The following is a 26,938-nucleotide window of genomic DNA, read 5'->3' as shown; positions in this document are numbered from 1 at the left end:
GATCACCGCCTTCGGCGAGTTCGTCCTCAATCGCCGGACGGGCTGAGATGCCTGCGGCTGGGCTGGAGGGGCTTGCTGTTGGGGTGGGTGGGCAGCTGCGGAGTTTCGGGCGGGTGGGCGGGAAAAATCCGCCGCGAAGCGGCGCAACGGCGGCGCGGCCGACGACGGCGCGTCGGCAGACCGGGGCCGCTGCCGGGCAATCGGGTGGGTGGGCGGGAAAGATCCGCCGCGGAGCGGCGGTCTTGAGCAGGGGTGAGGGCTCCCTCGCAATTAATAATGGGCAGCATTACAGTGGCCCCATGGCCAGGACCTCAGGACCCGATACCCGGGAGAAGCTCATCCGCGCCGGCGAAGAAGTCTTCGCCGCGCAAGGCGTGGACGGGGCGCAGCTCCGGGACATCGTGCGCAGCGCCGGGCAGAGCAATCCCTCCGCCGTCCAGTACCACTTCGGCTCGCGCGCAGGACTGCTCGACGCCGTGATGGCCGCCCGGCAGACGCGGACCGAGAAGGTCCTCGAGGCCGAGCTCGCGAAGCTCGGGGACGCGTCCGACAGCCTGCCCCGCCTCCTCACCGCCCTGGTGAACGCCGAAGCCACCGAGCTCCGCACGGAGCGGGGCCGGCGCTGCCTGCGCATCTCCGCCCAGCTCAGCCACGAGAGCGGCGTACGCACCCGGACCCCGCACCCCACCATCGACGGCACCGTCTACTGGGAGCTGATCGGCCGCGTCGAGGACTGCCTCGCGACCACGCTCCCCGAGCCCGTACGCCTTGAGCGGCTCGACCTCGCGCTCACCCTCATCGGCGCCGCCATGGGCGACCGGGCCCGCCAGTACCTGGCCGGCACCACCCCCCTGACCGACGAGCCGCTCTTCCTCGCGGACCTCGTCGAGACCACCACGGCCCTGCTCGGGGCCCCCACCCCGCGGAGAGAACCATGAGCGAACTGCACGACCTCACCGGCAAGACCGTCGTCATCACCGGCGCCGCCCGCGGCCTCGGCGCCGAGGCCGCGCGGCAGGCGGTCGCGGCGGGCGCCCATGTCGTCCTGACGGACGTGCTCGACGAGGAGGGCAAGGCCACCGCCGCCGATCTCGGCGAGCGCGCCCGCTTCGCGCACCACGACGTGACGTCCGAGGAGGACTGGCAGCGCGTCGCCCGGTTCGCGGTCGCCGAGTTCGGCGGGATCCACGGCCTGGTGAACAACGCCGGGATATCCACAGGACAGTTCCTGGAGTCGGAGTCGGTCGAGCACTTCCGCAAGGTCCTCGACATCAACCTGACCGGCGTCTTCATCGGCATGAAGAGCGTCATCCCGGTGATGAAGGAGAACGGGGGCGGGTCGATCGTCAACATCTCCTCCGCCGCCGGTCTCATGGGCCTCGCGCTCACCGCCGGTTACGGCGCCTCCAAGTGGGGCGTGCGCGGCCTCACCAAGATCGGTGCCGTGGAGCTCGGCACCGCGCGGATCCGCGTCAACTCCGTCCACCCGGGCATGACGTACACCCCGATGACGGCCGAGCTCGGCATCGAGAAGGGCGAGGGCAAGTACCCCAACACCCCGATGGGCCGGGTCGGCGAGCCGCACGAGATCGCCGGCGCCGTGGTCTTCCTCCTGTCGGACGCCGCCTTGTACGTGACGGGCGCCGAGATCGCCGTCGACGGCGGCTGGACCGCGGGACCCACCGTGAAGTACGTCATGGGGCAGTGAGGTTGGATGGTCGGCATGACTGACGTGACATCAGGGCAGGCCGACCCCCGCCAAGAGATCCTGGCCATCGTCGACGAGAACGACGAGGTCATCGGCGAGGCCCCGCGCGGTGAGGTGTACGCGCGGGGACTGCGCCACCGCTGCGCGTTCATCCTCGTGCGGGACCCCGATGGCCGGGTCTTCGTGCACCGCCGGACACCGACCAAGCTCGTCTTCCCCTCCCGTTACGACATGTTCGTGGGAGGGGTCGTCGGGGCCGGTGAGTCCTACGACGACGCGGCGCTGCGCGAGGCGCAGGAAGAGCTGGGGGTCAGTGGACTCCCGCAGCCCACCCCGCTGTTCAAGTTCCTGTACGAAGACGGCGCGGGGCACTCCTGGTGGTCGTACGTCTACGAGGTGGTCTGCGATCTGCCGGTGAGCCCCCAGGTCGAGGAGGTCGACTGGCACGCCTTCCTCGCCGAGGACGAGCTGGAGCGGCGGCTCGGCGAGTGGGAGTGGACGCCGGACGGGCTCGCCGCCTTCGAACGGCTGCGGGAGTTCCGCGCGCGGTAGGGCGAGGTGGCGCGGGCTAGTGTGCGGCGGGTGAGCAATTTCGTACAGAGCCTGCGCCTGTGGTTCGCCCCCGAGCGGATCCGCGAGGAGGGCGACACCCCCGACTACCGCTTCTCGCTCGCCAACGAGCGCACCTTCCTCGCCTGGCTGCGTACCGCGCTCGCGCTGATCGGCGGGGGTTTCGCGGTGGACCAGTTCCTGCCGGACCTGCGCTGGGGGTGGCGCATCGGTCTCGCCCTGGCCCTGCTCGCCGCCGGTGTGCTCTGCTCGCTGCGCGCGCTCAACCACTGGGTGCGCTGCGAGCGGGCGATGCGGCGGGGCGAGGATCTGCCCACGTCGCGCTTCCCGACGCTGCTGAGCCTGGCCGTCGCGGTGGTGGCGCTCGCCATGGTCGTCATCGTGCTCTTCGGGTGGGAAGGGTGACGGATCGGGCCGCGGTCCGCGATCCGGGGCTGCAGCCCGAGCGCACGCGCCTCGCGTGGCGGCGTACGACGCTGTCCAGCACCGTCGCCGCGGTCCTCGCGGCACGGGCGGCGCTGCACGACGGCACCACCACGCTGTCCGTCCTGGCCTGCGCCCTGTGCCTGCTGCTCTGGCTCGGCTTCCTCACGGTGGCGCACCGCAGGCTCACCGACCTGTCCGCCACGAGCATGCCGCGCCCGCTCACCCGGCGGGCGGCGGCGACGGCGACGCTGTGCACGATGGCGCTCGCGGTGTGCGCGACGGCGATGCTGCTCTGAGCCGCTGGGCCCCGGTGGCCCCGATTCAGTCCGTCCAGTCCACCGTTCAGTCCGTCCAATCCACCGTCACGACGATCTTGCCCCGGGTGCGGCCCTCCGCACTCAGGCGGTGTGCGTCGGCCGCCCGCTCCAGCGGGAACGTCTCGGAGACATGGACCGTGACGACGTCCTGCTCCGCGAGCTGCGCCAGGCGCTGCAGGTCGGCGGCGTCGGGGCGCACCCAGCAGTAGTCACCGCCCAGGCCGATCACCGCGGGGTCCGAGATCGAGGCGAGGCGGCCGCCCGGCGCGAGGACCTCGGCGGACACCTTGAGGGCGTCGCCGCCGACCGTGTCGAAGGCGGCGTCCACCCCCTCCGCAGCCAGCTCCCGCACCCGCCCGGCCAGGCCCTCTCCGTAGGTGACCGGTTCCGCGCCGAGTTCGCGCAGGAAGTCGTGGTTGGACTCGCTCGCGGTGCCGATGACACGGGCACCCGCGTGCCGGGCGAGCTGGACGGCGAGCGAACCGACGCCGCCGGCCGCCGCGTGCACGAGCACCACGTCGCCCTCCGTCACGGCGAGCGCCTTGGTGATCACCTGGTAGGCGGTGAGCCCGGCGAGCGGCAGGCCAGAGGCCTCCTCGAAGGTCAGATTGCGCGGCTTGCGTGCGAGGGTGCGCACGGGGGCGGCGACGTACTCGGCGAAGGTGCCGCGGGAGAGGAAGTCCTCGCGTACGTATCCGATGACCTCGTCCCCCACGGAGAACTCCGGCACGGAAGCACCCGGCTGCACCACCACGCCCGCGACGTCCCAGCCGGGGATCACCGGGAAGACGGGGTCGAGGATGGCGTCGAGGTGGCCCTCGCGGCACTTCCAGTCGACGGGGTTCACGGACGCGGCGCGGACCTTCACCAGGACGGAGTCGGGGCCGACCTTCGGATCGCGGACATCGCCGTACTCGAGAACTTCGGGTCCGCCGTACCGGCGGTAGCTGATCGCCTTCATGGGTCGCCTTCGTGGGATCGCCCTTGCGAGGGGTGCCGTCGTGCGGTGACAGAAGCGAGGTGATGGAAGCGAGGTAATGGAACCAAGGTGATGGAAACATCAACAAGGCTTCCATATGCCCACCAAAGGGGCATCGAGGGCTAGCCTGAGAGGGTCACCCCCTCTCACAGAAGGTGTATGCGTCATGACCCAGCTTCATCACGAGCACCCGGTGCACGAGCACATCCACGGCCCGGCCTGCGGGCACCCGGAGGTGCCGCACGGCGACCATGTCGACTACGCGCACGACGGCCACATGCACCGCCTGCACTCCGGGCACTGGGACGAGTGCGAGCCCAGCGGGCACGCCATCCACGAGGGACACGACCACCGGCACGGCGACGGCTGCGGACACGCGTCGGTCCTGCACGGCGACCACGTCGACTACCTCCACGACGGCCACCGGCACGCGCCGCACGACGGCCACTGGGACGACCACTGAGGGTCACGCGCCCCGAACGGACCGGCCGCCTTCCCCCGCACGGACGCCAACTGGCAGTCTGTGGCGGGGGATCGGCATGCCTGGGGTGGTGAGCGCGACCGCGATCCTGATCACGTTCCCGCTGCGCTCTGGACGACATACCGACTGGTCGGCATCATAAAGAGCGGCGCAGCCGACACCACCGGCACCGCATTCGACGTCGACCGTCCGATCAGGAGCGAAGATGAGCCCAGACCACCCGCGAGGCCTCGATCTCGACCAGCTGCGCGGCCATCTGGACCGCGAACGGCCGGGCCTGGTGGGCGGACCGCTCACCGCCCGGCTGATCGAGGGCGGCCGGTCGAACCTCACGTACGCCGTGACGGACGGCAGCACGCGCTGGGTCGTGCGGCGGCCGCCGCTCGGGCACGTCCTTGCGACCGCGCACGACATGAAGCGCGAGCACCGGGTGATCAGCGCCCTGCACCCCACCGACGTACCGGTGCCGACGCCGGTGCTGCTCTGCGAGGACGACTCCGTGATCGGGGCGCCCTTCTACGTGATGGACTTCGTGGAGGGCACGCCGTACCGCACGGCCGACGAGCTGGCGCCGCTGGGCGCCGAGCGCACCCGGGCTGCCGTCAACGGCCTCGTCGACACCCTCGTCGATCTGCACTCCGTGGACCCCGCGGCGGTCGGCCTCGGTGACTTCGGGCGGCCCGACGGCTTCCTCGACCGGCAGCTGCGCCGCTGGGGCAAGCAGCTCGACGCGTCGCGCAACCGCGACCTGGCCGGCATCGACGAGCTGCACGCGGCGCTCGGCCGCAAGCTGCCCGTCTCCCCCGCGGCCACCGTCGTGCACGGCGACTACCGTCTCGACAACGTCCTGATCGGCCCGGAGGACAAGATCAGGGCGATCCTCGACTGGGAGATGTCCACGCTCGGCGATCCGCTCACCGACCTGGGCCTGCTCGTCATGTACAGCACCCGGCTCGAGCTGCCGAACTCCCCCATCAGTACGACGGCGGGCGCCCCCGGACACCCGCGGGCCGCCGAACTGGTCGAGCGGTACGCCGCGCGCTCGGGGCGCGACGTGTCGGCGGTCGACTGGTACACGGCGTTCGCCTGGTTCAAGCTCGCCGTGATCCTGGAGGGCATCCACTACCGCTACACGCTCGGCCAGACGGTCGGCGCGGGCTTCGACCGCATCGGCGAGCTCGTCCCCGTCTTCATCGAGCACGGCCTCAGCACGCTCCAGGAACGAAAGGAAGGCTGAGCCCGCCATGGACTTCGCCTACGACGCGCACACCGAAGAGCTGCGCGCCAAGCTGCTCGCCTTCATGGACGAGCATGTGTACCCGGCCGAGCCGGTCGCCGACGAGCAGCGGGCCGGGCTTGCCTCTCCGTGGGACACGCCCCCGATCGTGGAGGAGCTGAAGGCCGAGGCGCGCAGGCAGGGCCTGTGGAACCTCTTCCTTCCCGACGCCGAGCACGGGGCCGGGCTCACGAACCTCCAGTACGCGCCGCTCGCCGAGATCACCGGCCGCTCCCCGCAGCTCGCGCCCACCGCGCTGAACTGCGCCGCCCCGGACACCGGCAACATGGAGGTGCTCACCCAGTTCGGCTCCGACGAGCACAAGAAGCAGTGGCTGGAGCCGCTGCTCGCCGGTGAGATCCGCTCGGCGTTCGCGATGACCGAGCCGGAGGTGGCCTCGTCGGACGCCACGAACATCACCACGCTCATCGAGCGGGATGGCGACGAGTACGTCATCACGGGCCGCAAGTGGTACATCTCCGGGGCGATGAACCCGGACTGCAAGGTCTTCATCGTGATGGGCAAGACCGACCCGGACGGCGCCGACATCCGCCGCCAGCAGTCGATGGTGCTCGTGCCGAGGGACACTCCCGGCCTCGAAGTGCGGCGCGCCATGCGGGTGTACGGCTACGAGGACCACTACCACGGCGGTCACGCCGAGGTCGTCTTCGACCGCGTACGCGTCCCCGTCTCGAACCTGATCGGCGAGGAGGGCGGCGGCTTCGCCATCGCCCAGGCGCGGCTCGGTCCCGGCCGCATCCACCACTGCATGCGACTGATCGGCATGGCCGAGCGGGGCATCGAGCTGATGTGCCGGCGGGCCGTGGCGCGTACGGCCTTCGGGAAGCCGCTCGCCCAGCAGGGCGTCGTCCAGGAGTGGATCGCGGATGCCCGGGTCGCCGTGGAGCAGCTGCGGCTGCTCGTGCTCAAGACTGCCTGGCTGATGGACACCGTCGGCAACAAGGGGGCGCACACGGAGATTCAGTCCATCAAGATCGCGACGCCGCGGACGGTCGTCGGCATCCTGGACCAGGCTGTCCAGCTGCACGGTGCGGGGGGTGTAAGTCAGGACTTCCCGCTCGCTGAACTGTGGGCCGCCGCGCGGACGTTGAGGCTCGCGGACGGTCCGGATGAGGTGCACCAGAGGTCGCTGGCGCGGCGGGAGCTGAAGAAGTACCTGTAAGGGCTCCTCCCGGGGGTCTGTGTATCACCGCGAGTCCGTCGTGGCTGGTCGCGCAGTTCCCCGCGCCCCTTCGGGGCGCCCCCCTCGGGGCGCTCCTTACGGCCGCAGCGCCCTCAGCAGCAGGTCCGCCAAGTGGTCGGCGACCTGCTGCGGGGTGAGCGGGCCGTCCGGGCGGTACCAGGTGGACAGGTGGTGGACCGAGCCGAAGTGGTAGTCCACCACCAGGTCCGCCGGGGTCTCCTTGGAGAAGACGCCGGCCTCCTGGCCCTCCTCGATCAGCGCGCGGAAACGCTCGTGGTAGCGGCGGCGCTCGGCCCGCACCTGTTTGTTCTTCTCCGGGCTGAGGTGGTGCATGGAGCGGAAGAAGATCGACGCGTCGTCGAGGTTGTCGATCGTCGTGACGACGACGTCGGCCGCCGCGTCCCGCACCCGCTGCTCGATGGGCGCGTCGGCGTCCGCGAACGCGTCGAGGCGCTCCTGCTGGACGCGGAGCACGCGCGCGTACACCTCGTGCAGGAGATCGTCCTTGGAGCCGAAGTAGTGGTAGAGCGCGCCCTTGGTGACGCCTGCCGACTCCACGATCTCCTGCACCGATGTGCGGTCGTAGCCGCGCTCGGCGAAAAGCCGCGTGGCGGCGGCGAGCAGCCGCTGAGGGACGGGCGTACCGTCACCGTCCGTCGTCCTGGCCACTGCCGCCACCTTCCTTCCGATGTCACTGACCGTTGTGTGTACGGGAACGCAGTTCCCGCCGGAGGATCTTCCCACTTGTCGTCTTCGGGAGCTCCGGCAGGATCTCGACGGCCCGCGGATACTTGTACGCCGCGAGCCGCTCCTTGCAGTAGTCCGCCAACGCCTCCGGTGCCTCTTCGGCCCCCGGCCGCAGGCTCACGTACGCCTTGACGGTCTCTCCCCGGTAGCTGTCCGGGACGCCGATCACCGCGGCCTCGCGGACCGCGGGGTGGGTGTAGAGGACGTCCTCCACCTCGCGGGGCCAGACCTTGAAGCCGGACGCGTTGATCATGTCCTTCTTGCGGTCCACCACGTAGAGCCAGCCCTGGGCGTCCATGAAGCCGATGTCGCCGGTGCGCAGCTCGCCGTCGGGGAAGGCCTCGTCGGTGGCGTCGGGTCGCTTCCAGTAGCCGGGGACGGCCTGCGGGCCGCGCACGGCTATCTCGCCCTGCTCCCCGAAGGGGACGTCCTTGCCGAAGTCGTCGACGATGCGTACGACGGTCTCCGGCCCCGGTACGCCGACCGCGAGGGTCCCCGACACCGGATCGACCGGTGCCTGGAGGCCGGGCGGCACGGAGGCGCAGGGGGCGGTGCACTCGGTGAGGCCGTAGCCGTTGTGGAGGTAGGGCCCGAAGCTCGCGGCGAACTTCTCCACCAGGGCGGGCGGCAGCGGCGCACCGCCCGAGGAGATCATCGCGAAGGAGTCGAAGTGCTCCCGCGTGACGGAGGGGTGGGCGGCCAGCGCCATGAAGGCGGTGGAGGGGCCCACGGTGTACGCCGGTTTGTGCTCGGCGAAGGCGTCGAGGACGACTCCCGCGTCGAAGCGGTAGGCGAGCGCGAGGGTGCCCGCGTTGGCGATGCAGCCGGCGATCTGCGCGACCATGCCGGTGATGTGGAAGAGCGGCGCCATCGCGAAGTAGCAGGCGCCTTCGGGGATTCCGGAGCCGGTGCGCTGCCGCTCGGCGTTGTAGGTGATGTTGCCGTGGGTGTTCATGGCGCCCTTGGGGGTGCCGCTGGTGCCCGACGTGTAGCTGATCAACGCGACGTCGGACGGGCCGAGTTCACGGTCCGACGGCGCCGGGAGTCCCTGGCGGGCGACCGTCACCAGGTCCTCGGCGTCGGCTGCCTGCGGCAGGCGCTCGAAGTCGAGTACCCGGGCGTCGTCGCGGCTCTGCAGATCGAGCTGGCAGGCGGTGAGCACGATGCGTACGGGAGAGGCGGCGGCCGTCTCGCGCAGATACGTCTCCCATGCGCGGTCCGCGCAGATCAACGCGGTCACGTCGGCGTCCGCGAGGACGTGCCTGACCTCCGCCGTCTTGTACATGGGGTTGACCGGCACGACCGTGGCGCCCGCCTTCCACGCGCCGAGCAGTGCGATCACGAAGTGCGGGGTGTTCTGCAGCAGGATGGCGACCCGGTCGCCGCGCGCGAGCCCGCGCGCGGCCAGGTGTCCGGCGACGGAGTCGGTGAGGGCGTCCGTCTCGCGGTAGGTGAGGCGTCCGTCGAAGTAGGCGAGGGCCGTGTGCTCGGGGGCCCTGGCGAGGGCCGCCCGGAAGGCGTGCACGACGGAGTCGGCGGGCTCGACGGGCCCGCGCTGGGCTTCGTTGAGGCGGCCGAGCCAGGGCTTGGCGTCGTATATCGAGGCGCCGAAGGTCGAGGCGCCGAAGGTCGAGGCGTCGGGGGTCGAGGCGTCGGCGGGCTTCGGGGAGTGGCCGGTGGGCTTCGGGGACGCGCTCACCGCTCCGTCGCCTCCCACTTCTGCTGGATGTGGTTCATGCCCGTCAGCCACTTGTCGGGGTCTGCGGCGCGGATCCGGTAGTACTCGGCGACCTCGGGGTGCGGCAGGATCAGGAAGCGGTCCTCGGCCATCCCGGCGAAGAGCGCGTCGGCGACGTCCGCGGGTTCGATCGCGGTGGGCGTGAGCACGAGGTCGCCCGCGCTGCCGGTGGCGGCGAGCATGTCCGTACGCACGCCCTGCGGGCAGATCGCGTGGACGCTGATCCCCCGGTGGCGGTAGGTGAGCGAGAGCCATTCGGTGAAGGCGTACGCGCCGTGCTTGGTGACGCTGTAGGGCGCGGCGCCGATCATGGTGAGCAGTCCGGCCGCCGAGACGGTGGAGACGAAGCGGCCGCTGCCCCGCTCCAGCCAGCCGGGAAGCAGTTCGTGCGCCGCGCGGACGTGGGCCATGACGTTGACGTCCCAGGCCGTCGCCCAGACCTCTTCCGGCGCGGCCTCCGAGCCGCCCGATCCGAGACCCGCGTTGGCGCAGTACACGTCGACGGTGCCGCCGAGCGCCTCGGTCGCCGCGGGCACGATCGTGGAGGCGTCTCCGGGCACGGCCACGGCGCCGATCTCGCCGGCCACCGCATCGGCCTTGGCCGCGTCCAGGTCGTTGACCACGACGCGCGCGCCCGCCGCGGCGAAGCGGCGGGCCAGCGCGGCCCCGATGCCGCCTCCGGCACCGGTGACGACAACTCCCTTGTCCTGCAGGGTCTCCACGTTCGGTCTCCTTCGGCTGCGGCTCCGCTGTGATCGCAGACTAACCAGTCGGTATGTGATGGCGGAAGGGGGTCGTCCAGCCGGGTTCGTTCCCCGCCGGGGGTCCGCGCGCTAGCGTGCGTGGCCATGACAGCCACCGCGCTCACGGAGGTCTCTGCATGAACCTGTCCCGACGCAGCCTGTCCAGACGCGGCCTGCTGGCCGCCTCCACCCTCACCGCCCTGACCGCGGCCTCCCCCGCTTCCGCCGCTTCGACCGAGGGGGGCGGTTCGGGCGGCGGGCGGCGCCTGCGCACCGGCTTCGAGCGCCTGGATGCGGGCGGGTACGCGCCGCTGGACGGCGCGCGGGTCGGCGTGGTCACCAACCCGACCGGTGTCACCAGGGACGTACGCCACATCGTGGACGTCATGCACGCCGACGAGCGGGTGAATCTGGTCGCGGTCTTCGGGCCCGAGCACGGATTCCGGGGGACGGCGCAGGCGGGCGGTTCCGAGGGTCGCTACGACGATCCGGCGACCGGGCTTCCCGTCTACGACACGTACCAGAAGAGTGGTCGGGCGCTCGCCGACATCTTCACCGCGGCCGGGGTCGACACGATCGTCTTCGACATCCAGGACGTGGGCGCGCGCTTCTACACGTACATCTGGACGCTCTTCGACTGCATGGAGTCGGCCGAGCTCGCGGGCAAGCGGTTCATGGTCCTCGACCGGCCGAATCCGGTGACGGGGCGCGGCGCGTACGGGCCCGTCCTGCACAAGGAGTTCGCGACGTTCGTCGGGCGGCAGCCGATCGCGCAGGCGCACGGGATGACGGTGACGGAGCTGGCGCTCCTGTTCAACGGCGAGTTCCTGGAGCGCCCCGTCGAGCTTGAGACGGTGCGGATGACGGGGTGGAAGCGCTCGGACTTCTACGACGCGTCCGGTCTTCCGTGGGTGCCGCCGAGCCCGAACATGCCGACGCCCGACACCGCCCTCGTCTACAGCGGCACCTGCCTCTTCGAGGGCACGAACCTCTCGGAGGGGCGCGGCACGACCCGCCCCTTCGAGCTCCTGGGCGCGGAGGGCATCGACCGCAAGTGGGCGGCGGCCGTCAATGAACTCGGCCTGCCCGGCGTGCACTTCAGGGAGGCGTACTTCGCGCCGACGTTCTCCAAGTTCCAGGGCAAGACGATCGGCGGCGTCCAACTCCATGTCCACGACCGGGAGTCGTACGACCCGGTGCGCACCGGCATCGCGCTGCTCGTGACCGCCAAGAAGGTGTGGAGCGGCTTCGCCTGGCGCTCCGACAACTGGATCGACAAGCTCACGGGCACCACCCGGGTCCGCACCCAGATCGACGCGGGCGCGGACCCGGACGAGGTGGTGGCCGCCTGGCAGGACGACCTCGCGGGCTTCCGCGCGATACGCCGCCGGTATCTGCGCTACCCGTAACAGCGCGCGCTCAGGGCCGTACGCTCGCGTGCAGAATCCTTGCGAGCTCGCGCGGCTGGGAGAACATCGGCCAGTGGCCGGTGTCCATCTCGACGAGCCGCCAGCGCTCGCTCTTGAGCAGCTCGGCCACGTCGTCCATCGGCTCTCGGCCGTCGAGCAGGCACTTGATGTACGTCGCCGGGAGCTCGCCGAGCGGACGGGCGAGCTCCGCGGTTTCGGTCAGCGTGGTGCCGGGGTGCGGTGTCGAGCCGCTCGCGAACCGGGCGACCTGTTCGCTGTCGAGCCCCTGCCCGTCGACTTCGGCCGCGGCCGGGGGCGGCCACCAGCCGTCGTTCTCGGCGAGCGTCTCCTCGAACACCTCCTGGCCCTGCCACCACACGGAGGCGAACGACTCGCCGTCGACCGGGACGTTGGAGTCGACGAACACCACACGGGTGAGCCGGTCGCCGATCAGCTCGGCGGCCTGGCCGACGGGGATGCCCGCGTAGCTGTGCCCGACGAGGACGACATCGCGCAGGCCGAGGCGTTCCACCTCGCCGACGATGTCCCGCACATGGGTCTGCTGTCCGGCCGGCGCGCCCTGCTTGTCGGCGAGGCCGGAGAGCGTCAGCGGGTGGGCGCCGTGCCCGGCCGCCCGCAGTTCCCGCGCCACGTCGTCCCAGGCCCACGCTCCGAGCCAGGCGCCCGGCACCAGTACGAATTCCGCCATGGAGGAGAACGTACACGCCAAGGCCGTGGTGGAGCAGACCCCACCGGGGAAGGGGTGCCTGCTGGATGGTGGCGCGGCCGACCGCCCGGAATCGTGGTTTCGGCTGATGACGGGCGATTCGAGGAGGTACTCAATGACAGGCGTGACGCGGCGAAGGGTCCCGCTCCTGCTGGTCACGGCAGTCGGGGCGGGGGCGCTGCTCGCTCCCCAGGCCGCCCGCGCGACGCCCCGGGCGGCGGATCCGGTCCCGGCGATCGAGCGCGCGGCCCACCCGTTGCGCTCCACCCATCCGGGCGGGGACGCCAGGGATCTGCGGCCGCTGGGCCGGATGGTGGGCGATGCCTCGGTGGTGGGGCTCGGCGAGGCCACGCACGGCTCGCACGAGTTCTTCACCATGAAGGACCGGGTGTTCCGGTATCTGGTCGAGGAGAAGGGCTTCACCACGTTCGCGCAGGAGGTCAGCTGGACGACGGGGCTGCGCTTCGACGCCTATGTGCGCGGGGGCGATGGCGACGTGCGCAAGCTGGTCCACCAGGAGCTGGCGAAGACGCCCTGGGACACGGAGGAGTACGTCGAGCTGCTGACCTGGATGCGCGCCTATAACGACCGCCACCCGGAGCGCGAGCTGCGGTTCATGGGCAACGATCTCAACTACCCGGAGCTCGGCGAGGAGTTGTTCGGCGGGGTGAGCGACTATGTGCGCTCGCACGAGCCCGATCTGCTGCCGAGGATCACCGAGCTGTACGCGCCGATCCGCCGCCTCGCGGACGGGGACACGTACATGGCCAGGCCCCTTGAGGAGCGGCGGAAGCTGGCGGGAAAGGCACGGAAGGCCTTCGATCTGCTGAAGAAGCGCCAACCCGACCACCCTGACGGGAAGTTCACGTGGGCGCTGCAGCACGCTCGGTCGATCTCGCAGACCGCCACGATCTACGCCTTCGCCCTGGACACCCCCGAGGGCTCGAAGGAGTCGATGCTGTACCGCGACCGGCTGATGGCGGAGAACACCGCTTGGTGGCAGCGGAACACGGGCGACAAGGTGCTCCTGTCGGCGCACAACGCGCATGTCGCGTACGAGAGTTACGACTCCCGCTACCCGAAGATGCAGGGCGCCTTCCTGCGCGACCGGCTCGGCGAGCGGTACACGAGCATCGGATTCACCTTCGACCAGGGATCGTTCATGGCTCAGAGCGCGGACTCCAAAGTGTGGAAGTCCCGCTCCGTGGGTGCGGCCCATCGCGGCATGAACGAGTACACGCTCGACAAGGTGCGCCTCGACGACTACTTCGTAGACATGCGCGCGCTACCGGACCGGACCCGGGCGTGGCTGAGCAAGGCCCGGCCGACCCGCAGCATCGGGAACGTGCACCCGGACGGCCCGTACAAGATCCGCCTCGCCCCCTCGCACGACATTCTCATCCACCTGCACCGCGTTACCGCAGCTCACCGCCAGTCTCAATGACCGAGACGGGCCGCCCCAGGTATTGACTGGCCCATACATCCAACGTGAGAGTGCCGCTCGTGCACAGCGAAATCTCACCAGAGAAGACCCAGCCGGACGCGAGCCCGGAGAGCCTGCGCCGGGTGGCCGTCGCCTCGTTCATCGGGACGGCCATCGAGTTCTACGACTTCTACATCTATGGCACGGCGGCCGCCCTCGTCCTGAACGACGCGTTCTTCCCGACCCTGGACCCGGTCAACGCCACCCTCGCCTCCTTCTCCACGTACGCGGTGGCGTTCGCGGCGCGGCCGATCGGGTCCGTGGTCTTCGGGCACTTCGGCGACCGGGTGGGACGCAAGTCGGTGCTTGTGGCCTCGCTGCTGCTCATGGGGCTCTCGACGGCGCTCGTCGGACTCCTGCCCGGATACGGCACGTTGGGCATCTGGGCGCCGGTCCTGCTGATCCTGCTGCGCTTCCTGCAGGGCATCGGGCTCGGCGGCGAGTGGGGCGGCGCCGCGCTGCTCGCGGTGGAGCACGCGCCGAAGAAGAAGCGCGGGCTCTACGCGGCCTTCCCCCAACTCGGCCCGTCCGTCGGGTTCTTCGCGGCGACGGGTGTCTTCTGGCTGCTGTCGGCCGTCCTCTCCGACGACGCGTTCCGCGGCTGGGGCTGGCGCGTGCCGTTCCTGCTGTCCTTCCTGCTGGTCGGCGTCGGGCTCTTCGTGCGCCTGCGGATCAGCGAGACGCCGGTCTTCGCGAAGGTCATGGACGCCCAGGAGTCAAGCAAGGTCCCCGCGCTCGACGTGCTGCGCCGCCATCCGCGCGAACTGCTGCTCGGCGCGGGCGGGATGATCGTCGCGTACGGACTCTTCTATACGGCGACGACGTACTGCCTGGCGTACGCCACCGGCACGCTGGGCGTATCCCGCAACACCATGCTCGGCCTCTCGCTGGTCGCCTGTCTCTTCCTCGCGGCCGGCACCTGGCTCGCCGCGACCCGCTCGGACGGGGCAGGACGCCGCAAGCTGATCCTGGCGGGGGCGGGGCTCGCGGTGGTGTGGGGTCTGGCGCTCTTCCCGCTCCTGGACACCGAGCAGCCGGTGCTGATGGCGCTCGGTGTCGGCGGCGCGCTGTTCTGCATGGGTGTGGTCTACGGCCCGATGGGCGCCTATCTGCCGGAGCTGTTCGGCACGAACGTGCGCTACTCGGGCGCCTCGCTCGCCTACAACCTGGGCGGCGTCCTGGGCGGCGCGGTCTCCCCGCTGGTCGCGACACGGCTGCAGTCGGCGTTCGGCTCCTCGTCCGTGGGCTGGTACGTGAGCGCCATGGCGGTTGTGTCCCTGCTGTGTGTGCTCGCCCTGCCGGAAACCCGCGAACGGGACCTTGCATAACCGAGTAAATGCAATATGAAGCACGCGCGCAAGATGAATTCTCCACACGTCTAGACCACATACTCCGGTCATATACGGAATGGAGAATTCAGCGGCTGAGCCACCATCGCTCATTCTCCTTCGCGAGCGCGACCCAGAGCAGGTTCAGGGGATGCCCCGAATCGTAGGAATCGCGGTCGCCGCGCCGCGTGAACACACCCACGAGCACTTCCGTCCGCGGTCCCGCGTCGCCGATGACGTCGAGCCGCCGCAGCCCCCCGGCCTCCGGGAGGCTGCCGCTCTCGGCGGCCTCGGCGATGCCCCGCGTGACCAGCATCGCCCCGCTGACCACGCCCGACCGCAGCAGCTCGAAGCCGTAGTGCGCGGCCTCTATCTCGGCGGCGATGGACAGCTCCTTGCGGTAGTCGGCGCCGTACCAGGAGGTGAGGAAGCGGCCGATCAGACCGCCGGCCGACACCACGAGCGGCAGCTTGGGCAGTTCGCTCGCGCCGAACGAAGCACCCGGAAGGCGGTCGTCGGGCAGGTTCGTGAGCAGCGAGAGTCCGCTGCGCCGCCACTCGATGACCTCGTAGGGATCGAGCTCGGCCTCCTCGCCCTCGATGACCACGACGCTGCCGCAGACCAGGTCGAGTTCCTTGCTCCGCAGCTTGGTGAAGAGGTCCCCGGTGCGGACATGGGTGACCTTCAGATCGACGCCGCGGCGTTCGTAGGCATCGCTCACGCGCTCCACGGCGTCCAGGAGAAACCCCAGCGTGTAGCGGGTGGAGCCGACCGACAGGGTGCGTCCGAGGCGGCGGCGCGCGTCGTGCAGACCCTCGGTCCACTGGCCGAGCGTGCGCCGTGCCAGGTCGACGAGGGTCTCGCCGGTGGGGGTGAAAAGGACGTCCTTGCCGCGCCCCCGCTTCAGGACGAGGGCTTCGCCGCACAGCGCTCCGAAGGTGCGGTTCATCGTGTCCAGCTGCTTCTGCACGCTGGACTGCTCGCGTCCCAGCTGCCGGGCGGCGGCGAGCGCCGTGCCCGTCTCGTGCACGGCGAGCAGCGTACGTAATTGATCCATCGTGGTGTCCAGCAGCTCCGTGGGGTACTGCTGCGGACCGGATAGGGCCATGCTCGGCGACTCGCTCTCCGACTCCTTTGTGTTTTACGGCATTGCAGCATAGCCGCCGCAGAAACTGATCCGGAGAACACCCTAAATTATCTGGCGATTTCTTCCAGAAAAAGCTGGATGCGTTCCCGGTACCCGTGGAATGGTCGAGCCAATCCCGCTCGACCAATCATCTCTGAGGAGACTTACGCTCGTGAGCCATTACCAGGCCGCACCCGCGCACCACGGTCCCCACCCTGCGGGCCCTGCGAGCCACTCGGGCCGCGCGGTCAGGCGACCCGGCACCCTCACCGCTCTGGTGTGGACCACGGTCCTCTCCGCGGTCGCCGCGATCATCGGCGCCGTCCTGGTCTTCGCCGGCGGCGAGGACATGGCGGAGGACAACATCAACGACGTCATCCAGGACCACCCGGACATCGTCGGACTGCCCTCGGGGACCTCCGCGGCGGACATCAAGGCGCTGTCGGGTCCCATCTGGGACGAGATGATCAGCGACCGCGCGGGCACCCTGTCCGCCCGTGCAGGATTCGCGATATTCACCGCGGTCTGCCTGCTGATCTTCGCGCTCGCCGCCCGCAAGAAGGCCGCCGTCTGGGCCCGCGTCCTCATCACGATCTCGGCCGTGATCGCCCTGTTCCCGCACCTCCTGATCCTCGGCGACTACGAGCCCGACTCGGTCATGTGGACGAGCCGCGCGGCGGTGTTCGCGGCCATCGCGGCGATCGTGCTGTGCTGGCTGCCGCCCGTCAACCGCTTCGCACGGGCGCAGAAGACCACCGGCTAGCCGACGGCCGGTGACCGCGTGGGGCAGGTGCCGTCCGGGGGACGGCACCTGCCCCACGCGTGCGACCCACCGTGCAGGACCTCTGGTCAGAGCCGCGGGGCCGCAGGACGATGCCCGCGTGGAGCGCTACTGGGAACTGACCTTCGACGCCGACGGGGATGCCGACACCGCGCAGCGCGACCGCCTCATCGCCGGGGTGGCCCGTGAGCGCGTCACCGATCTGCTCGTCCTCGCGCACGGCTGGAACAACGACCGGGACATGGCGACCGAGCTCTACCGGCGGTTCTTCGCGCCCTGCCGGGACCTCGCGGGCACGGGCGTACGCCTGGGATACGTGGGCGTGATCTGGCCCGCGATCCGCTTCCCCGACGAGCCGATCCCCGACTTCGAGCGCTCCACCGCGGCCGCCGCGGGCGCGGGCGCGGGTCCCCTGCTCGACGAACCGACCCGGCGGCTGCTCGCCGCGACGTTCCCCGGCCATGACGACGAACTGGAGCGCATCGGCGCCCTGTTGGCCGAGCGCTCCGGGGTCGCGTCCCGCCTCTACGAGTACGGCCGCCACGTACGCGATCTCGTCTCCGTGCACGAGAACAGCCCCGCACGGCGCTTCGCCGACGACATCTGGAGCGGCGAGCCCGCCATGCTGACCGACGACGCCGTCGAGGTGTGCGAGCTGTTCGCCGCCGCGATGGAGGGCACGGGGCAGCAGGAACTCTTCGGGAGTCTGCGCAAACGGCTCTGGAACGGTGCGCACGAACTCCTGCGCCAGGCCAGCTACTACGCGATGAAGCGCCGGGCGGGCACGGTGGGCCAGCTTGGCCTCGGCCCCACGGTCGGGCTCCTGGTCGGCGACGCGCCCGCGCTGCGGGTGCATCTCATCGGGCACAGCTTCGGGGCGCGGCTCGTGTCGTACGCGCTGCGCGGGATGCCGGAGTCGGTGCGCGGCGTGAAGTCGACGACGCTGCTCCAAGGCGCCTTCTCGCACTACGCGTTCTCCGGCCGGCTGCCGCACGACCCGCGCCGGGCCGGCGCGCTGCACGGCGTACAGCGCCGCATCGACGGCCCGCTGGTGTCCTGCTACTCGCGCCACGACGACGCCCTGGGCAAGATCTATCCGCTCGCCTCGAAGCTCGCGGGAGACTCCTCGACCTTCCTGGGCCTGTGGGAGCGCTGGGGCGCCATCGGCTACAACGGGATCCGCGCGGTCGACGGCGCCAAGCGCGTCAAGCTGGGCCGGGCGATCCCCGCCAAGGGGTGCGTGAGCGTGGACGCGTCGCCGGTGGTGCGGCGCGGCGGTCCGCCCGCCGGCGCGCACAGCGACATCTGCCACGAGGAACTGGCGCGTGTCGTGTTCGCCGCAGGGCGGATCGCCCTGGCCTGAACTCCCCTGCGTCACCTTTCCAGAAGCCCCACATAGCTCCTGCTCACGGTCGCCTTATGTCTGCCATCGAAAATCGGATGGAAGTCGAGGGAGCCGAATCGCGTGTCGATACGTCTACTCGGCAACGTCCGAGAACGTGCGACGGAGGTGCAGGGCGATGGCCGGATTCCGGAGTCTCGCGAGACAGGTGCGTGATCCGCAGAGCGATCTGGCACTGCGGCGCTACTCACTGCGCAAGTGCCTGGAGAGGTTCGCCCCTTATGGCCACCGGGCGACCTGGGACCATCTGTGTTCCCGGGCCGGCTTCGGACCCGAGGACCGGTCGCCCGATCCGGCGCGGCTCGTGGCCGCGCTCGACGAACTGGAGGCGGCACGGGCGGTCTGGCTCTCCTACGAGGAGGATTTCGCGGAGCGCCGCCGCAAGGAGAAGCACGACGGTCTGCGCCGGCCGGGCAGCGTGGACGACTGGCACCGGTGCACGTGGGGCGGCTGCGGCGTCGCCTGGTGCGACGACCCCGGCATCCATCCCTCCGAGCCGCTCGCCGAGGTGCTCCGCCGGCTGATAGCGGCGCTCGAACGGGACCCCGGCACGGTCTGCCCCGTGTGTGTGCGGCCCGATCTCGTCTGGAAGCACGGCCTGGCGCACGAGCCGTCCTCGGGCCCGGTCTGCACGAACTGCGGGATCGTGGTGCCGATTCCGGTGCTCACGCCCGCGACGATGGCACGGGCGCGAACGAGGCGGGAACGGCCGCTGGTCTCCGCCTGATCAGGAGCGGCGCGAGGACCCCGGCGACTCAGGGGGTCATGACATCCGTCTGGATGGCCAGCTTGAACTCGGCGAGCATGAGCGGCGCGGCGATCTTCACGTCGCCGGCGCCGCGGGCCGATATCTTCAGGCCGACCGGTGTCTGCGGATGCACGAACATCTGCCAGGTGTACGACCGGTACTGCCCGCCCCGGGTGGGATCCCAGTCGGTGGTGGCCGTCGAGTCGTACCCCGTCGAGCCGCCGAGCGGATCACGCACATAGCGCGCCCGGTACTCCGTGGGCCGGTCGTCCGGCTGCCAGAAGATCATCGCGGACAGGGTGCCCCAGCCGTCGTGACTGGGCCAGATGAGGCCGGAGCGGGCGTCCGGGAACCGGGACGGGCTGGTGTGCCCCTTGCTGGGGTCGTGCATGTGCCACGGGTCGTACGACTCCTCGGCCTCGTCGTACGGAAACCGCACGAGGTGGTAGCCGTCGCTGTCGTACGTGATCTTCTGTGGCCCCGTCCTCGCGGCTTCCCACTTCAACGAGCAGACGGCGATTCCCATCGGCCCTCCCCTGTGTGTTGTCCTGTGGTGATGCAGCTCTGTGTGAACGGCGCCCGCGGCGCGGGCGATGGTGCGGTGATCCCGGTGTCGCCCGGGGCGATGGCCGAGTCCGTGGCGCGGGCCGTCGCGGCCGGTGCACGGGATGTTCATGTACACCCCAAGTCCCCTTGTGGGCAAGACACATTGGCGCCACGCGCGGTTGCGGCCACGCTCGACGCGGTACGTGCGTCGGCCTCCGTCCCCATGGGGGTGACCACCGGCGCGTGGGCCGAATCGGATCCCGGCCGGCGGGTGGCGCTGATCCGCGCCTGGACGGTGCTCCCCGACCACGCGTCGGTCAACTGGCACGAGCCGGGCGCGGAAGCGGTGGCCCAGGCGCTGCTCGACCGGGGCGTGGGCGTCGAGGCGGGCCTGTGGTCCGGCACGGACGGCGCGCGGCGGTTCGCCACGTCCCCGCTCGGCCCGCGCGTCCTGCGGGTGCTCGCAGAGGTGATGGACCCCGACCCCGGGACGGCCCCGGAGTCGGCCCGCGCGCTGCTCACCGCGATCGGCCCCGCGCACGGCCGCCCCGTGCTGCTGCACGGCGAGGAGGGCGGGGCGTGGCCGGTGCTCCGCCTCGCGGGGCGGCTCGGCCTCGCGACCCGCATCGGCCTGGAGGACACGCTGTTCCTGCCGGACGGGCAACGGGCGGCGTCGAACGCTCAGTTGGTCTCGGCGGCGCTGTCCGAGTACGGGTGGGCCCAGCGGTCGTCGTAGGGAAGCGCCAGGAGCTCGATCCTGGTGACGAGGCCGGGGTCGGCTCCGGCGGCACGCAGCCGGGCCGGTGCGTGCTCGGCGAGCCACCGCTGAATCTCACGCAGGGGCTCCTCGCGGTCGAACCAGTACCACCACGGCACGACGCCGCCCGCCTCGTCCCTAAGCAGATCCTGCTACCACGCCTCACAGGCCCGCACGAGCTCCTGGTCCCCGGGCCCGCCCAGGGGCTCGTCGGCCCACCGCGCGAGCAGCGGGGTGGAACTCCCGCACGGCGGCGGCCTGCTCGGGCGGCCAATCGGGCCTCGGCGAGGCGGGGCGTGCTGGGCATGACGGGGTTCCTGACGGGACTCCGGAGCGCGGGCGGATGTGCCGCCGTCGTCCGAAGAGCGTGACGCTATCAGGGCGATATTCGGTCGTTCCATCGCTTTGTCGTCGGGACAGTTGGGGGCGATGACTGACGAGGTGCGCACGCCTGAAGTGCGCGAACCCTAGGAGCCCGTTCCCATGTCGACGCTGCGCGTCACCGCCGAAGTGCTGACCATCCATGAGCATCCCAACGCCGACGCCCTCGAACTGGCCCAGGTGGGCCTGTACCGAGCCGTGGTCGCCAAGGGCGCCTACCGCACCGGCGAGAGCGCCCTCTACATCCCCGAACAGTCCGTGCTGCCCGCCGAGTTGATCGAGGAGCTGGGTCTGACGGGGCGGCTCGCGGGCGGCAAGTCGGACCGGGTCAAGGCGGTACGGCTGCGGGGCGAGCTGTCGCAGGGCATCGTGTGCCGGCCGCGTGCGCTCGCGGATGTCGACCTGGCGGCCGCCGCGGCGGACGGCACGGACTTCGCGGAGCGGCTCGGCGTCGTCAAGTGGGTGCCGCCGGTGCCGCCCACGATGGACGGTGAGGTGGAGGCCGCGCCGGATCTGCTGCCGTGGGTCGACATCGAGAACGTCCAGCGCTACCCGGACATCTTCGAGCCCGGCGAGCCGGTGGTCCTCACGGAGAAGCTGCACGGTTCGGCCTGCCTCCTGACGTATGTGGCGGACGGCGCCCGTGTGCATGTCTCGTCGAAGGGCTTCGGCTCCAAGTCCCTTGCCCTGAAGGAGGATCCGCGCAATCTGTACTGGCGCGCGGTGCACGCCCACGGGGTCGCGACCGCGGCGGCCGCGCTGGCCGAGCGGCTCGGCGCACGCCGGATCGGCGTCTACGGCGAGGTGTTCGGCGCGGGTGTGCAGGACCTGACGTACGGCGCGGACGGCCGCCGGGACACGATCGGTTACGCGGCTTTCGACGTCTGCGCGGACATCGACGGCGCGCTGCGCTGGCTGGACCCGGCGACGGTGCTCGGCGGTGAACTGCCGCTGGTGCCACGGCTGTACGAGGGTCCGTACGACACGGACGTGGTGCTCGCGACCGCCTCGGGGCGCGAGACGGTGTCGGGGCGCGAGCTGCATCTGCGGGAGGGCGTAGTGATCCGCCCCGCGGCCGAGCGGTACAGCGCGGTGACGGGCGGCCGTGCGATCGCCAAGGCGGTCAGTGCCGCGTATCTGACGCGGAAGGGCGGTACGGAGTTCGAGTAGGGGCAATCGGGTGGGTGGGCGGGAAAAGCTTGTTCGTCAGCTGAGACCCTCGTCCACCACCTGCACATGGTCCGCGATCCCCACCACAAGGACCCGCGTCCCCTCCTCCAACGGTCGCCACCGGTGCGGGAGTTCAGCCGCGCAGTACAGGGTGTCACCCCGCTCGAGACGGTAGACGGAGCCCGCCGCCTCCACCTCGGCGGAGCCGTCCGCAACGTACAGAACCTCATCGTTCCGGTGGCGGAACTCCCGCCCCCAGCCATGCTCGCCGGTGAACTCCAGGGCGTGCAGCCGCTGGTGACCGCGGACCAGCGGGCGCATCCGGGCCTCGCGCGCACCCTCCCCCTCGCTCACCGCGGCCGAGTCGCCCCGCACCACGTCCACCGGGCGCGGCGCCTGCGCCGCGGCGAGCAGCTGGACGGCCGTGGTGTCGAGGGCGTCGGCGATGCGCTGCAGGGATCCCATGCTGGGCCGGGAGCGGCCGTTCTCCACCTGGCTGAGGAAGGGTGCCGACACCCCCGCCCGCGCCGCCACTTCGGCCAGGGTCAGGTCCAGGGCGCGGCGCAGCCTGCGGATCCCGGGTCCTACCTGCGGGGTCTCCGCGTCGTCAGTCCTACCCATATCGCGAAGCCTATCTCTTGGGTTAACGTCTTCCGCACCACTTAAGAAACTTAAGTAGACGAGAGGACGGACCCACCATGGCCCGCGTGGACCAGAATCAGCGCCGCCGCCGCGGCACCGGCCTGATAGCCCTGGACGAGGACGCCAGTTACGGCGGCTACACCCTCTTCGCGCCGCTCACCGGCGGCGGCGAGGTCTATCTGATCGACACCCGCGGCGAGATCGCCCACCAGTGGAACCTGCCGCACCGCCCCGGCCGGCACGCGCGGATCCTGCCGAACGGGAACCTCGCGTACAACGGCGTACTCCCCGGCGAGCCCGCGCTCTTCCCGATGTGGCACAAGTACCGCGGCGGGATCATGCAGGAGATATCCCCGGACGGCACGGTCCTGCGCGAGCACCGCGACCCGCTCCAGCACCACGACGCGCACCACTACGGCGACGGACGCCTGCTCTACACCGCCCTGGAGGCGCTGACCGGCGAGGACGCAGCGGCCGTGCGCGGCGGCGTGCCAGGCTCCGAGGCCGATGACGGCACGGTGTGGGCCGACACGATCGTCGAGGTGGACGCGGACGGCAACCGCACCTGGGAGTGGAAGGTCTCCGAGCACCTGGGCCGCGAGGACTTCCCGCTCCACCCGGACTACGCCCGCGAGCACTACCCGCTGATCAACAGCGTCCTGCCGACGAGTGACGGCAACATCCTCGCCAGCCTCCGCTCGGTCTCCGCCGTCGTCGTCATCTCCCGCGAGACCGGCGAGATCATCTGGCGTTCCGAGCCCGGCGTCGTCTCCCAGCAGCACTGCCCCACCGAGCTGGAAGACGGCAACTTCCTCGTCTTCGACAACGGCGTCTTCCGGCCGCACTGGGACGTGCCGTTCAGCCGCGTCATCGAGATCGAGCGGGCGAGCGGCAAGGTCGTCTGGGAGTACCACGACCCGGCCCGCGAGTCGTTCTTCGCGCCCTTCATGGGCAGCGCCCAGCGGCTGCCGAACGGCAACACCCTGGTCACCGACTCCCCCGCGGGCCGCCTCTTCGAGATCACCGAGGACGGCTATCTCTGCTGGGAGTACGTCGTGCCGTACTTCGGCGGCTACCAGGAGGAGGAGGTCCGGGGGCTCTTCCCCTCCGAACCCAACGCCGTCTTCCGCGCCTACCGTTACGCGGCGTCCGAACTGCCCTGGCTGACCGCGGCGCACGACTCGGCGAAGGGCTGACCCGGTGGCCGCCGCCGTCGACGAACGTCTGCCGCTGCCACGCCTCGCCCCGCTCGCCGTCCAGCATCTGCTTGCCGGCGTCGCGGCCCCCGTCTCCTCGGTGATCCTGATCGGCACGACGCTGCGGCTCGACGCCGGGCAGACCGCCTCGCTGCTCAGCGCCACGCTGGTGCTGTGCGGGGCCGGCGCACTGCTCCAGTCCCTGGGCGTGCGGGCGTTGCGCGTCGGCGCGCGGCTGCCGTTCCTGATGCTGCCGGGCGGCGCCGCTGTGGCGATCTTCCTGCAGATCGCGCAGGAGCACGGGCCCGCGACGGCCTCGGGGTCCGTGCTGCTCGCCGCGGCCTTCCTGATCTGCGTACTGCCGTTCTACGGACGGGTGGTGCGGCTGTTCCCGCCGCTGGTGATGGGCACGACGGTCGTCCTGATCGGCATCAACATGATCAAGGTGACGGCGCCGATGGTGGCGTCGGATCCAGGACCCGGCTTCGCCACGCTCGGCGTCATCGCCGTCCTCTTCCTCGTCCTGCGCGGCGTATGGCGGCAGATGGCGGTGCTCTTCGGGCTCGCGGGCGGCACCGTCGTCGCGCTGCTGCTCGGCACCGACATCCGTCTCGCGTCCGGCGCCGCGTTCGCGCTGCCGGAGCCGTTCCCTTACGGCGCCCCGCACTTCGACCTGCTGGCCGCGATCCCGCTGCTCGTCTTCGCGCTCGCCTCGCTCGCCGAGGCCACCGGGCAGACCGTGCTCAACAGCGAGGCGGTCGGCCGCACCCCGGACGCGGGCCGCGACGTGCCGCGCATCGCCCGCGCCGACGCCCTGGTCTCGCTGGGCTCCGGCGTCTTCGGTACGTCGCTGATGGTGACCAGCGCCGAGAACATCGGCATCGTCCAACTGACCCGCGTACGCAGCCGGTTCGTGACGGCGGGCGCGGGTGTGCTGCTCGTCGTGTGCGGTCTTTTCACACCGCTGACCCGCGTGCTCGCCGCGATCCCCGAGCCCGTGGTCGGCGCCGCGGGTCTGGTGATCTACGCGGTGATCGCGGTCCTCGGCTTCAGCATGCTCTCCCGGGTCGACCTGACGCACGGCACCGGCAGCGTGGTCGTCGCGCTCGCCCTGGTCGCGGGGCTGCTGCCGGTCATGGCCCCCGAGATGTACGCGGGCCTGCCGTCCTGGGCGCACACCGTCCTCGGCAGCGGAGTGGCCGCGGGGGCGCTGGCGGCGGTGCTGCTCAGCGCCGTCTTCCGCCGGCTGGGGCCGGGCGAACCGCCCGGGGTCACTTCCGCGTCTGCCGCTCCGCCAGCAGACGGGAGCCGGTGAGGCGGTCGCCGAAGACGTCGTCCGGGTTGGAGAGCACACACGTCTCCAGGGAGAGACAGCCGCAGCCGATGCAGTCCGTGAGGTGATCGCGCAGGCGGCCCAACTGCTTGATGCGCTCGTCCAGTTCCGAGCGCCAGGTCTCCGAGAGGCGCGCCCAGTCCTCGCGGGTGGGCGTGCGCTCCTCGGGGAGCGAGTCGAGCGCGTCACGGATGGTGGCGAGCGGGATGCCGACGCGCTGCGCGGCCCGTACGAAGGCGACGCGGCGCAGCGCGTCACGGTGGTACCTGCGCTGGTTGCCCGAGGTGCGGCGGCTGCTGATCAGGCCCTTGGACTCGTAGAAGTGCAGGGCGGACACGGCGGCGCCGCTGCGGGCCGACAGCTGGCCGACCGAGAGCTCGTGGATCTTCTCTGGGATCTGGGGCACCCCTCAGACCCTAATGGCTGATCCGTTGACACACACCGACACACCCCGCATGCTGAGCAAGCGCTTAGTTCGAATTCTTTGAGGAGGCCAGGGACATGGCAGAGCCGAGGATCTTTGCGTCGGCCGACGATCTGCGTGCCGGAGTCGGCGAGCAGCTCGGGCACAGCGATTGGCTGGAGGTCGACCAGAAGCGGATCGACCAGTTCGCCGACGCCACGGGCGACCACCAGTGGATCCACGTGGACGCGGAGAAGGCGGCCAAGGGCCCCTTCAAGACGACCATCGCGCACGGCTATCTGACGCTGTCGCTGCTGCCGAGCCTGGTGCCGCAGGTGATGCGCGTCGAGGGCATGAAGATGGGCGTCAACTACGGCACCAACAAGGTCCGCTTCCCCTCCCCCGTGCCCTCGGGCTCCCGGGTGCGGGCGACCGCGGTCCTCAAGGAGGTCGAGGGGACCAAGGACGGCGGTGTGCAGGTGACGGCGACGGTCACCGTCGAGCGCGAGGGCGCCGACAAGCCCGCGTGCGTCGCCGAGTCGGTGTCCCGCTACTACTTCTGAGACCCGGAAGGGGACTTCTGGGACCCGCCCGGGTCAGGGCTTGCGGGCCCCCACCATCCGCAGCACGAGGTCGGCGTAGAGCGCGCCGACCTCGTCGGGCGTCCGGTGCCCCGCGACGTTGAACCAACGCGCCACGTCGATGCAGAGCGAGAGCACGGCGAGCGTGGTGCCCGGCACGTCGGGGACGTCGAACTCCCCCGCCCGCACCCCGTCGTTGATCATGTCCCGCACCGCCGCGTCCGACTGCCGGCGCAGCGCGACGATCTCCGTGCGGTGCTCGTCGCCGAGCGCGTCCAGCTCGTACTGGACCACCCGCGCGGTGGTGTGGTGGGCGGCGTGCCAGCGAACGAAGGACCGCACGGCCGCGGCCAGCCGCTCCGCCGCGCCGCCGGGGCCGTCGGCGGCGGCCCGCAGGATCGCGAGGGCCTTGTCGTGGCCGATCCTGCTGATCCGGTGGAGCAGCTCTTCCTTGGTCTTGTAGTGGATGTAAAGCGCCGCGGGACTCATGCCCGCGCGGCCCGCGATGTCCCGGGTCGTCGTCGCGTGGTACCCGCGCTCAGCGAAGGCCTCGACGGCGGCGACGAGCAGCCGCCGTGCCGCGTCGGGCGTGACCTCGCCCCATGGCTGGTCCTCTGCCTCGACCTCGGTCTCCTCCGCCGCGCTCATGCCCACTCCTTCCGCCGGTCGGAAGGGACACCATACCCCTGGTGGTGAGCAAGCGCTTAGGGCGCCGGATCAGGCCGGTGGCCTGCAC

General features: G+C 70.9%; 30 protein-coding genes. 19 read left to right on the top strand and 11 right to left on the bottom strand.

Going from position 1 to position 26,938, the window contains the following annotated elements; genetic code table 11:
- Positions 1–299 precede the first annotated feature (299 nt).
- From AB0G47_RS34630 to AB0G47_RS34610, 5 genes are read left to right on the top strand one after another with little or no spacing between them, the layout of a single operon-like run.
- Positions 300–938, top strand: a complete 639-nt coding sequence (locus AB0G47_RS34630) for a helix-turn-helix domain-containing protein (RefSeq protein WP_360778055.1) — start codon at positions 300–302, stop codon at positions 936–938.
- A gap of 5 nt (positions 939–943) precedes the next feature.
- A complete protein-coding gene (locus AB0G47_RS34625) occupies positions 944–1,708 on the top strand; it encodes a glucose 1-dehydrogenase (protein WP_360778074.1) in 765 nt (254 codons plus the stop codon).
- 15 nt (positions 1,709–1,723) lie between these two features.
- The gene (locus AB0G47_RS34620) at positions 1,724–2,260 is read left to right on the top strand and encodes an NUDIX domain-containing protein (RefSeq protein ID WP_360778053.1); all 537 of its coding nucleotides are present in this window, start codon (positions 1,724–1,726) and stop codon (positions 2,258–2,260) included.
- 30 nt (positions 2,261–2,290) lie between these two features.
- On the top strand, positions 2,291–2,683 hold the full coding sequence (locus tag AB0G47_RS34615; protein ID WP_360778051.1) for a DUF202 domain-containing protein: 393 nt from the start codon (positions 2,291–2,293) through the stop codon (positions 2,681–2,683).
- Complete coding sequence (locus tag AB0G47_RS34610; protein WP_360778049.1) at positions 2,680–3,000, top strand: DUF202 domain-containing protein; 321 nt, start codon at positions 2,680–2,682, stop codon at positions 2,998–3,000. Before AB0G47_RS34615 ends, AB0G47_RS34610 begins: the two co-directional genes overlap by 4 nt.
- A gap of 46 nt (positions 3,001–3,046) precedes the next feature.
- Here AB0G47_RS34610 and AB0G47_RS34605 read toward each other — a convergent pair whose 3' ends face one another.
- Positions 3,047–3,982, bottom strand: coding sequence for an NADP-dependent oxidoreductase (locus tag AB0G47_RS34605; protein ID WP_360778047.1), 936 nt, complete (start codon positions 3,980–3,982; stop codon positions 3,047–3,049).
- Positions 3,983–4,166: 184 nt separating this feature from the next.
- Here AB0G47_RS34605 and AB0G47_RS34600 point away from each other — a divergent pair, with 184 nt between their 5' ends.
- The 3 genes from AB0G47_RS34600 (at position 4,167) to AB0G47_RS34590 (ending at position 6,940) form a co-directional block, all read left to right on the top strand.
- Entirely contained in the window at positions 4,167–4,463 is a 297-nt protein-coding gene (locus AB0G47_RS34600) for a hypothetical protein (RefSeq protein WP_360778045.1), read from the top strand.
- Positions 4,464–4,686: 223 nt separating this feature from the next.
- Positions 4,687–5,718 (top strand): phosphotransferase family protein, encoded by a 1,032-nt coding sequence (locus tag AB0G47_RS34595; RefSeq protein ID WP_360778043.1) that lies wholly within the window; start codon positions 4,687–4,689, stop codon positions 5,716–5,718.
- Positions 5,719–5,725: 7 nt separating this feature from the next.
- A complete protein-coding gene (locus AB0G47_RS34590) occupies positions 5,726–6,940 on the top strand; it encodes an acyl-CoA dehydrogenase family protein (protein WP_360778041.1) in 1,215 nt (404 codons plus the stop codon).
- A gap of 96 nt (positions 6,941–7,036) precedes the next feature.
- Here the strand turns inward: AB0G47_RS34590 and AB0G47_RS34585 are convergent, their stop codons facing one another.
- The 3 genes from AB0G47_RS34585 to AB0G47_RS34575 form a co-directional block, all read right to left on the bottom strand.
- A complete protein-coding gene (locus AB0G47_RS34585; protein WP_360778039.1) occupies positions 7,037–7,630 on the bottom strand; it encodes a TetR/AcrR family transcriptional regulator in 594 nt (197 codons plus the stop codon).
- Positions 7,631–7,652: 22 nt separating this feature from the next.
- A complete protein-coding gene (locus tag AB0G47_RS34580) occupies positions 7,653–9,308 on the bottom strand; it encodes an AMP-binding protein (RefSeq protein ID WP_360778073.1) in 1,656 nt (551 codons plus the stop codon).
- 95 nt (positions 9,309–9,403) lie between these two features.
- A complete protein-coding gene (locus AB0G47_RS34575; protein WP_360778037.1) occupies positions 9,404–10,168 on the bottom strand; it encodes an SDR family oxidoreductase in 765 nt (254 codons plus the stop codon).
- A gap of 158 nt (positions 10,169–10,326) precedes the next feature.
- Between AB0G47_RS34575 and AB0G47_RS34570 the strand changes: the two genes are divergently transcribed.
- Positions 10,327–11,598: a DUF1343 domain-containing protein gene (locus AB0G47_RS34570; protein WP_360778036.1), complete on the top strand. Its 1,272-nt coding sequence runs from the start codon at positions 10,327–10,329 to the stop codon at positions 11,596–11,598.
- Positions 11,599–11,608: 10 nt separating this feature from the next.
- On the opposite strand, the gene AB0G47_RS34565 is transcribed toward AB0G47_RS34570, so the two are convergent.
- The gene (locus AB0G47_RS34565) at positions 11,609–12,307 is read right to left on the bottom strand and encodes an alpha/beta hydrolase (RefSeq protein ID WP_360778034.1); all 699 of its coding nucleotides are present in this window, start codon (positions 12,305–12,307) and stop codon (positions 11,609–11,611) included.
- 133 nt (positions 12,308–12,440) lie between these two features.
- Here AB0G47_RS34565 and AB0G47_RS34560 point away from each other — a divergent pair, with 133 nt between their 5' ends.
- Both AB0G47_RS34560 and AB0G47_RS34555 read left to right on the top strand, forming a co-directional pair.
- Positions 12,441–13,769 carry an erythromycin esterase family protein gene (locus tag AB0G47_RS34560; RefSeq protein WP_360778033.1) on the top strand — a complete coding sequence of 443 codons (1,329 nt, stop codon included), beginning with the start codon at positions 12,441–12,443 and terminating at the stop codon, positions 13,767–13,769.
- 50 nt (positions 13,770–13,819) lie between these two features.
- Entirely contained in the window at positions 13,820–15,136 is a 1,317-nt protein-coding gene (locus tag AB0G47_RS34555) for an MFS transporter (RefSeq protein ID WP_360778071.1), read from the top strand.
- A gap of 88 nt (positions 15,137–15,224) precedes the next feature.
- Here AB0G47_RS34555 and AB0G47_RS34550 read toward each other — a convergent pair whose 3' ends face one another.
- Positions 15,225–16,244 carry a LysR family transcriptional regulator gene (locus AB0G47_RS34550; RefSeq protein ID WP_360778031.1) on the bottom strand — a complete coding sequence of 340 codons (1,020 nt, stop codon included), beginning with the start codon at positions 16,242–16,244 and terminating at the stop codon, positions 15,225–15,227.
- Between the two features lie 190 nt (positions 16,245–16,434).
- On the opposite strand from AB0G47_RS34550, the gene AB0G47_RS34545 reads away from it, so the two are divergent.
- The 3 genes from AB0G47_RS34545 (at position 16,435) to AB0G47_RS34535 (ending at position 19,172) form a co-directional block, all read left to right on the top strand.
- Positions 16,435–17,025 (top strand): hypothetical protein, encoded by a 591-nt coding sequence (locus AB0G47_RS34545; protein ID WP_360778029.1) that lies wholly within the window; start codon positions 16,435–16,437, stop codon positions 17,023–17,025.
- 118 nt (positions 17,026–17,143) lie between these two features.
- Complete coding sequence (locus AB0G47_RS34540; protein WP_360778027.1) at positions 17,144–18,406, top strand: serine-threonine protein kinase; 1,263 nt, start codon at positions 17,144–17,146, stop codon at positions 18,404–18,406.
- Between the two features lie 157 nt (positions 18,407–18,563).
- Complete coding sequence (locus AB0G47_RS34535) at positions 18,564–19,172, top strand: hypothetical protein (protein ID WP_360778025.1); 609 nt, start codon at positions 18,564–18,566, stop codon at positions 19,170–19,172.
- A 28-nt stretch (positions 19,173–19,200) separates the two neighbouring features.
- On the opposite strand, the gene AB0G47_RS34530 is transcribed toward AB0G47_RS34535, so the two are convergent.
- Positions 19,201–19,719 (bottom strand): hypothetical protein, encoded by a 519-nt coding sequence (locus AB0G47_RS34530; RefSeq protein ID WP_360778023.1) that lies wholly within the window; start codon positions 19,717–19,719, stop codon positions 19,201–19,203.
- Between the two features lie 27 nt (positions 19,720–19,746).
- Between AB0G47_RS34530 and AB0G47_RS34525 the strand changes: the two genes are divergently transcribed.
- Complete coding sequence (locus AB0G47_RS34525) at positions 19,747–20,475, top strand: 3-keto-5-aminohexanoate cleavage protein (protein ID WP_360778021.1); 729 nt, start codon at positions 19,747–19,749, stop codon at positions 20,473–20,475.
- On the opposite strand, the gene AB0G47_RS34520 is transcribed toward AB0G47_RS34525, so the two are convergent.
- Positions 20,421–20,615 carry a hypothetical protein gene (locus tag AB0G47_RS34520; RefSeq protein WP_360778019.1) on the bottom strand — a complete coding sequence of 65 codons (195 nt, stop codon included), beginning with the start codon at positions 20,613–20,615 and terminating at the stop codon, positions 20,421–20,423. The genes AB0G47_RS34525 and AB0G47_RS34520 overlap by 55 nt on opposite strands.
- A 364-nt stretch (positions 20,616–20,979) precedes the next feature.
- Between AB0G47_RS34520 and AB0G47_RS34515 the strand changes: the two genes are divergently transcribed.
- The gene (locus AB0G47_RS34515; RefSeq protein WP_360778017.1) at positions 20,980–22,047 is read left to right on the top strand and encodes an RNA ligase (ATP); all 1,068 of its coding nucleotides are present in this window, start codon (positions 20,980–20,982) and stop codon (positions 22,045–22,047) included.
- Between the two features lie 36 nt (positions 22,048–22,083).
- Here the strand turns inward: AB0G47_RS34515 and AB0G47_RS34510 are convergent, their stop codons facing one another.
- Positions 22,084–22,668, bottom strand: coding sequence for an XRE family transcriptional regulator (locus AB0G47_RS34510; protein ID WP_360778016.1), 585 nt, complete (start codon positions 22,666–22,668; stop codon positions 22,084–22,086).
- A gap of 77 nt (positions 22,669–22,745) precedes the next feature.
- Here AB0G47_RS34510 and AB0G47_RS34505 point away from each other — a divergent pair, with 77 nt between their 5' ends.
- Both AB0G47_RS34505 and AB0G47_RS34500 read left to right on the top strand, forming a co-directional pair.
- Entirely contained in the window at positions 22,746–23,885 is a 1,140-nt protein-coding gene (locus tag AB0G47_RS34505; RefSeq protein ID WP_360778014.1) for an aryl-sulfate sulfotransferase, read from the top strand.
- Positions 23,886–23,889: 4 nt separating this feature from the next.
- Entirely contained in the window at positions 23,890–25,200 is a 1,311-nt protein-coding gene (locus AB0G47_RS34500; protein WP_360778012.1) for a solute carrier family 23 protein, read from the top strand.
- Here AB0G47_RS34500 and soxR read toward each other — a convergent pair.
- Positions 25,157–25,624, bottom strand: coding sequence for a redox-sensitive transcriptional activator SoxR (gene soxR, locus AB0G47_RS34495; protein ID WP_360778010.1), 468 nt, complete (start codon positions 25,622–25,624; stop codon positions 25,157–25,159). The two genes, AB0G47_RS34500 and soxR, sit on opposite strands and share 44 nt — an antisense overlap.
- A 95-nt stretch (positions 25,625–25,719) precedes the next feature.
- Here soxR and AB0G47_RS34490 point away from each other — a divergent pair, with 95 nt between their 5' ends.
- Positions 25,720–26,184, top strand: coding sequence for a MaoC family dehydratase (locus tag AB0G47_RS34490; RefSeq protein WP_266868748.1), 465 nt, complete (start codon positions 25,720–25,722; stop codon positions 26,182–26,184).
- A gap of 33 nt (positions 26,185–26,217) precedes the next feature.
- Here the strand turns inward: AB0G47_RS34490 and AB0G47_RS34485 are convergent, their stop codons facing one another.
- The gene (locus tag AB0G47_RS34485; protein WP_360778008.1) at positions 26,218–26,850 is read right to left on the bottom strand and encodes a TetR/AcrR family transcriptional regulator; all 633 of its coding nucleotides are present in this window, start codon (positions 26,848–26,850) and stop codon (positions 26,218–26,220) included.
- Positions 26,851–26,938 lie beyond the last annotated feature (88 nt).

Source organism: Streptomyces sp. NPDC021622, assembly GCF_040640795.1.
GTDB lineage: Bacteria > Actinomycetota > Actinomycetes > Streptomycetales > Streptomycetaceae > Streptomyces.
The sequence above is the reverse complement of the archived record's forward strand: the minus strand, read 5'-3'. Positions and strand labels throughout refer to the sequence as shown.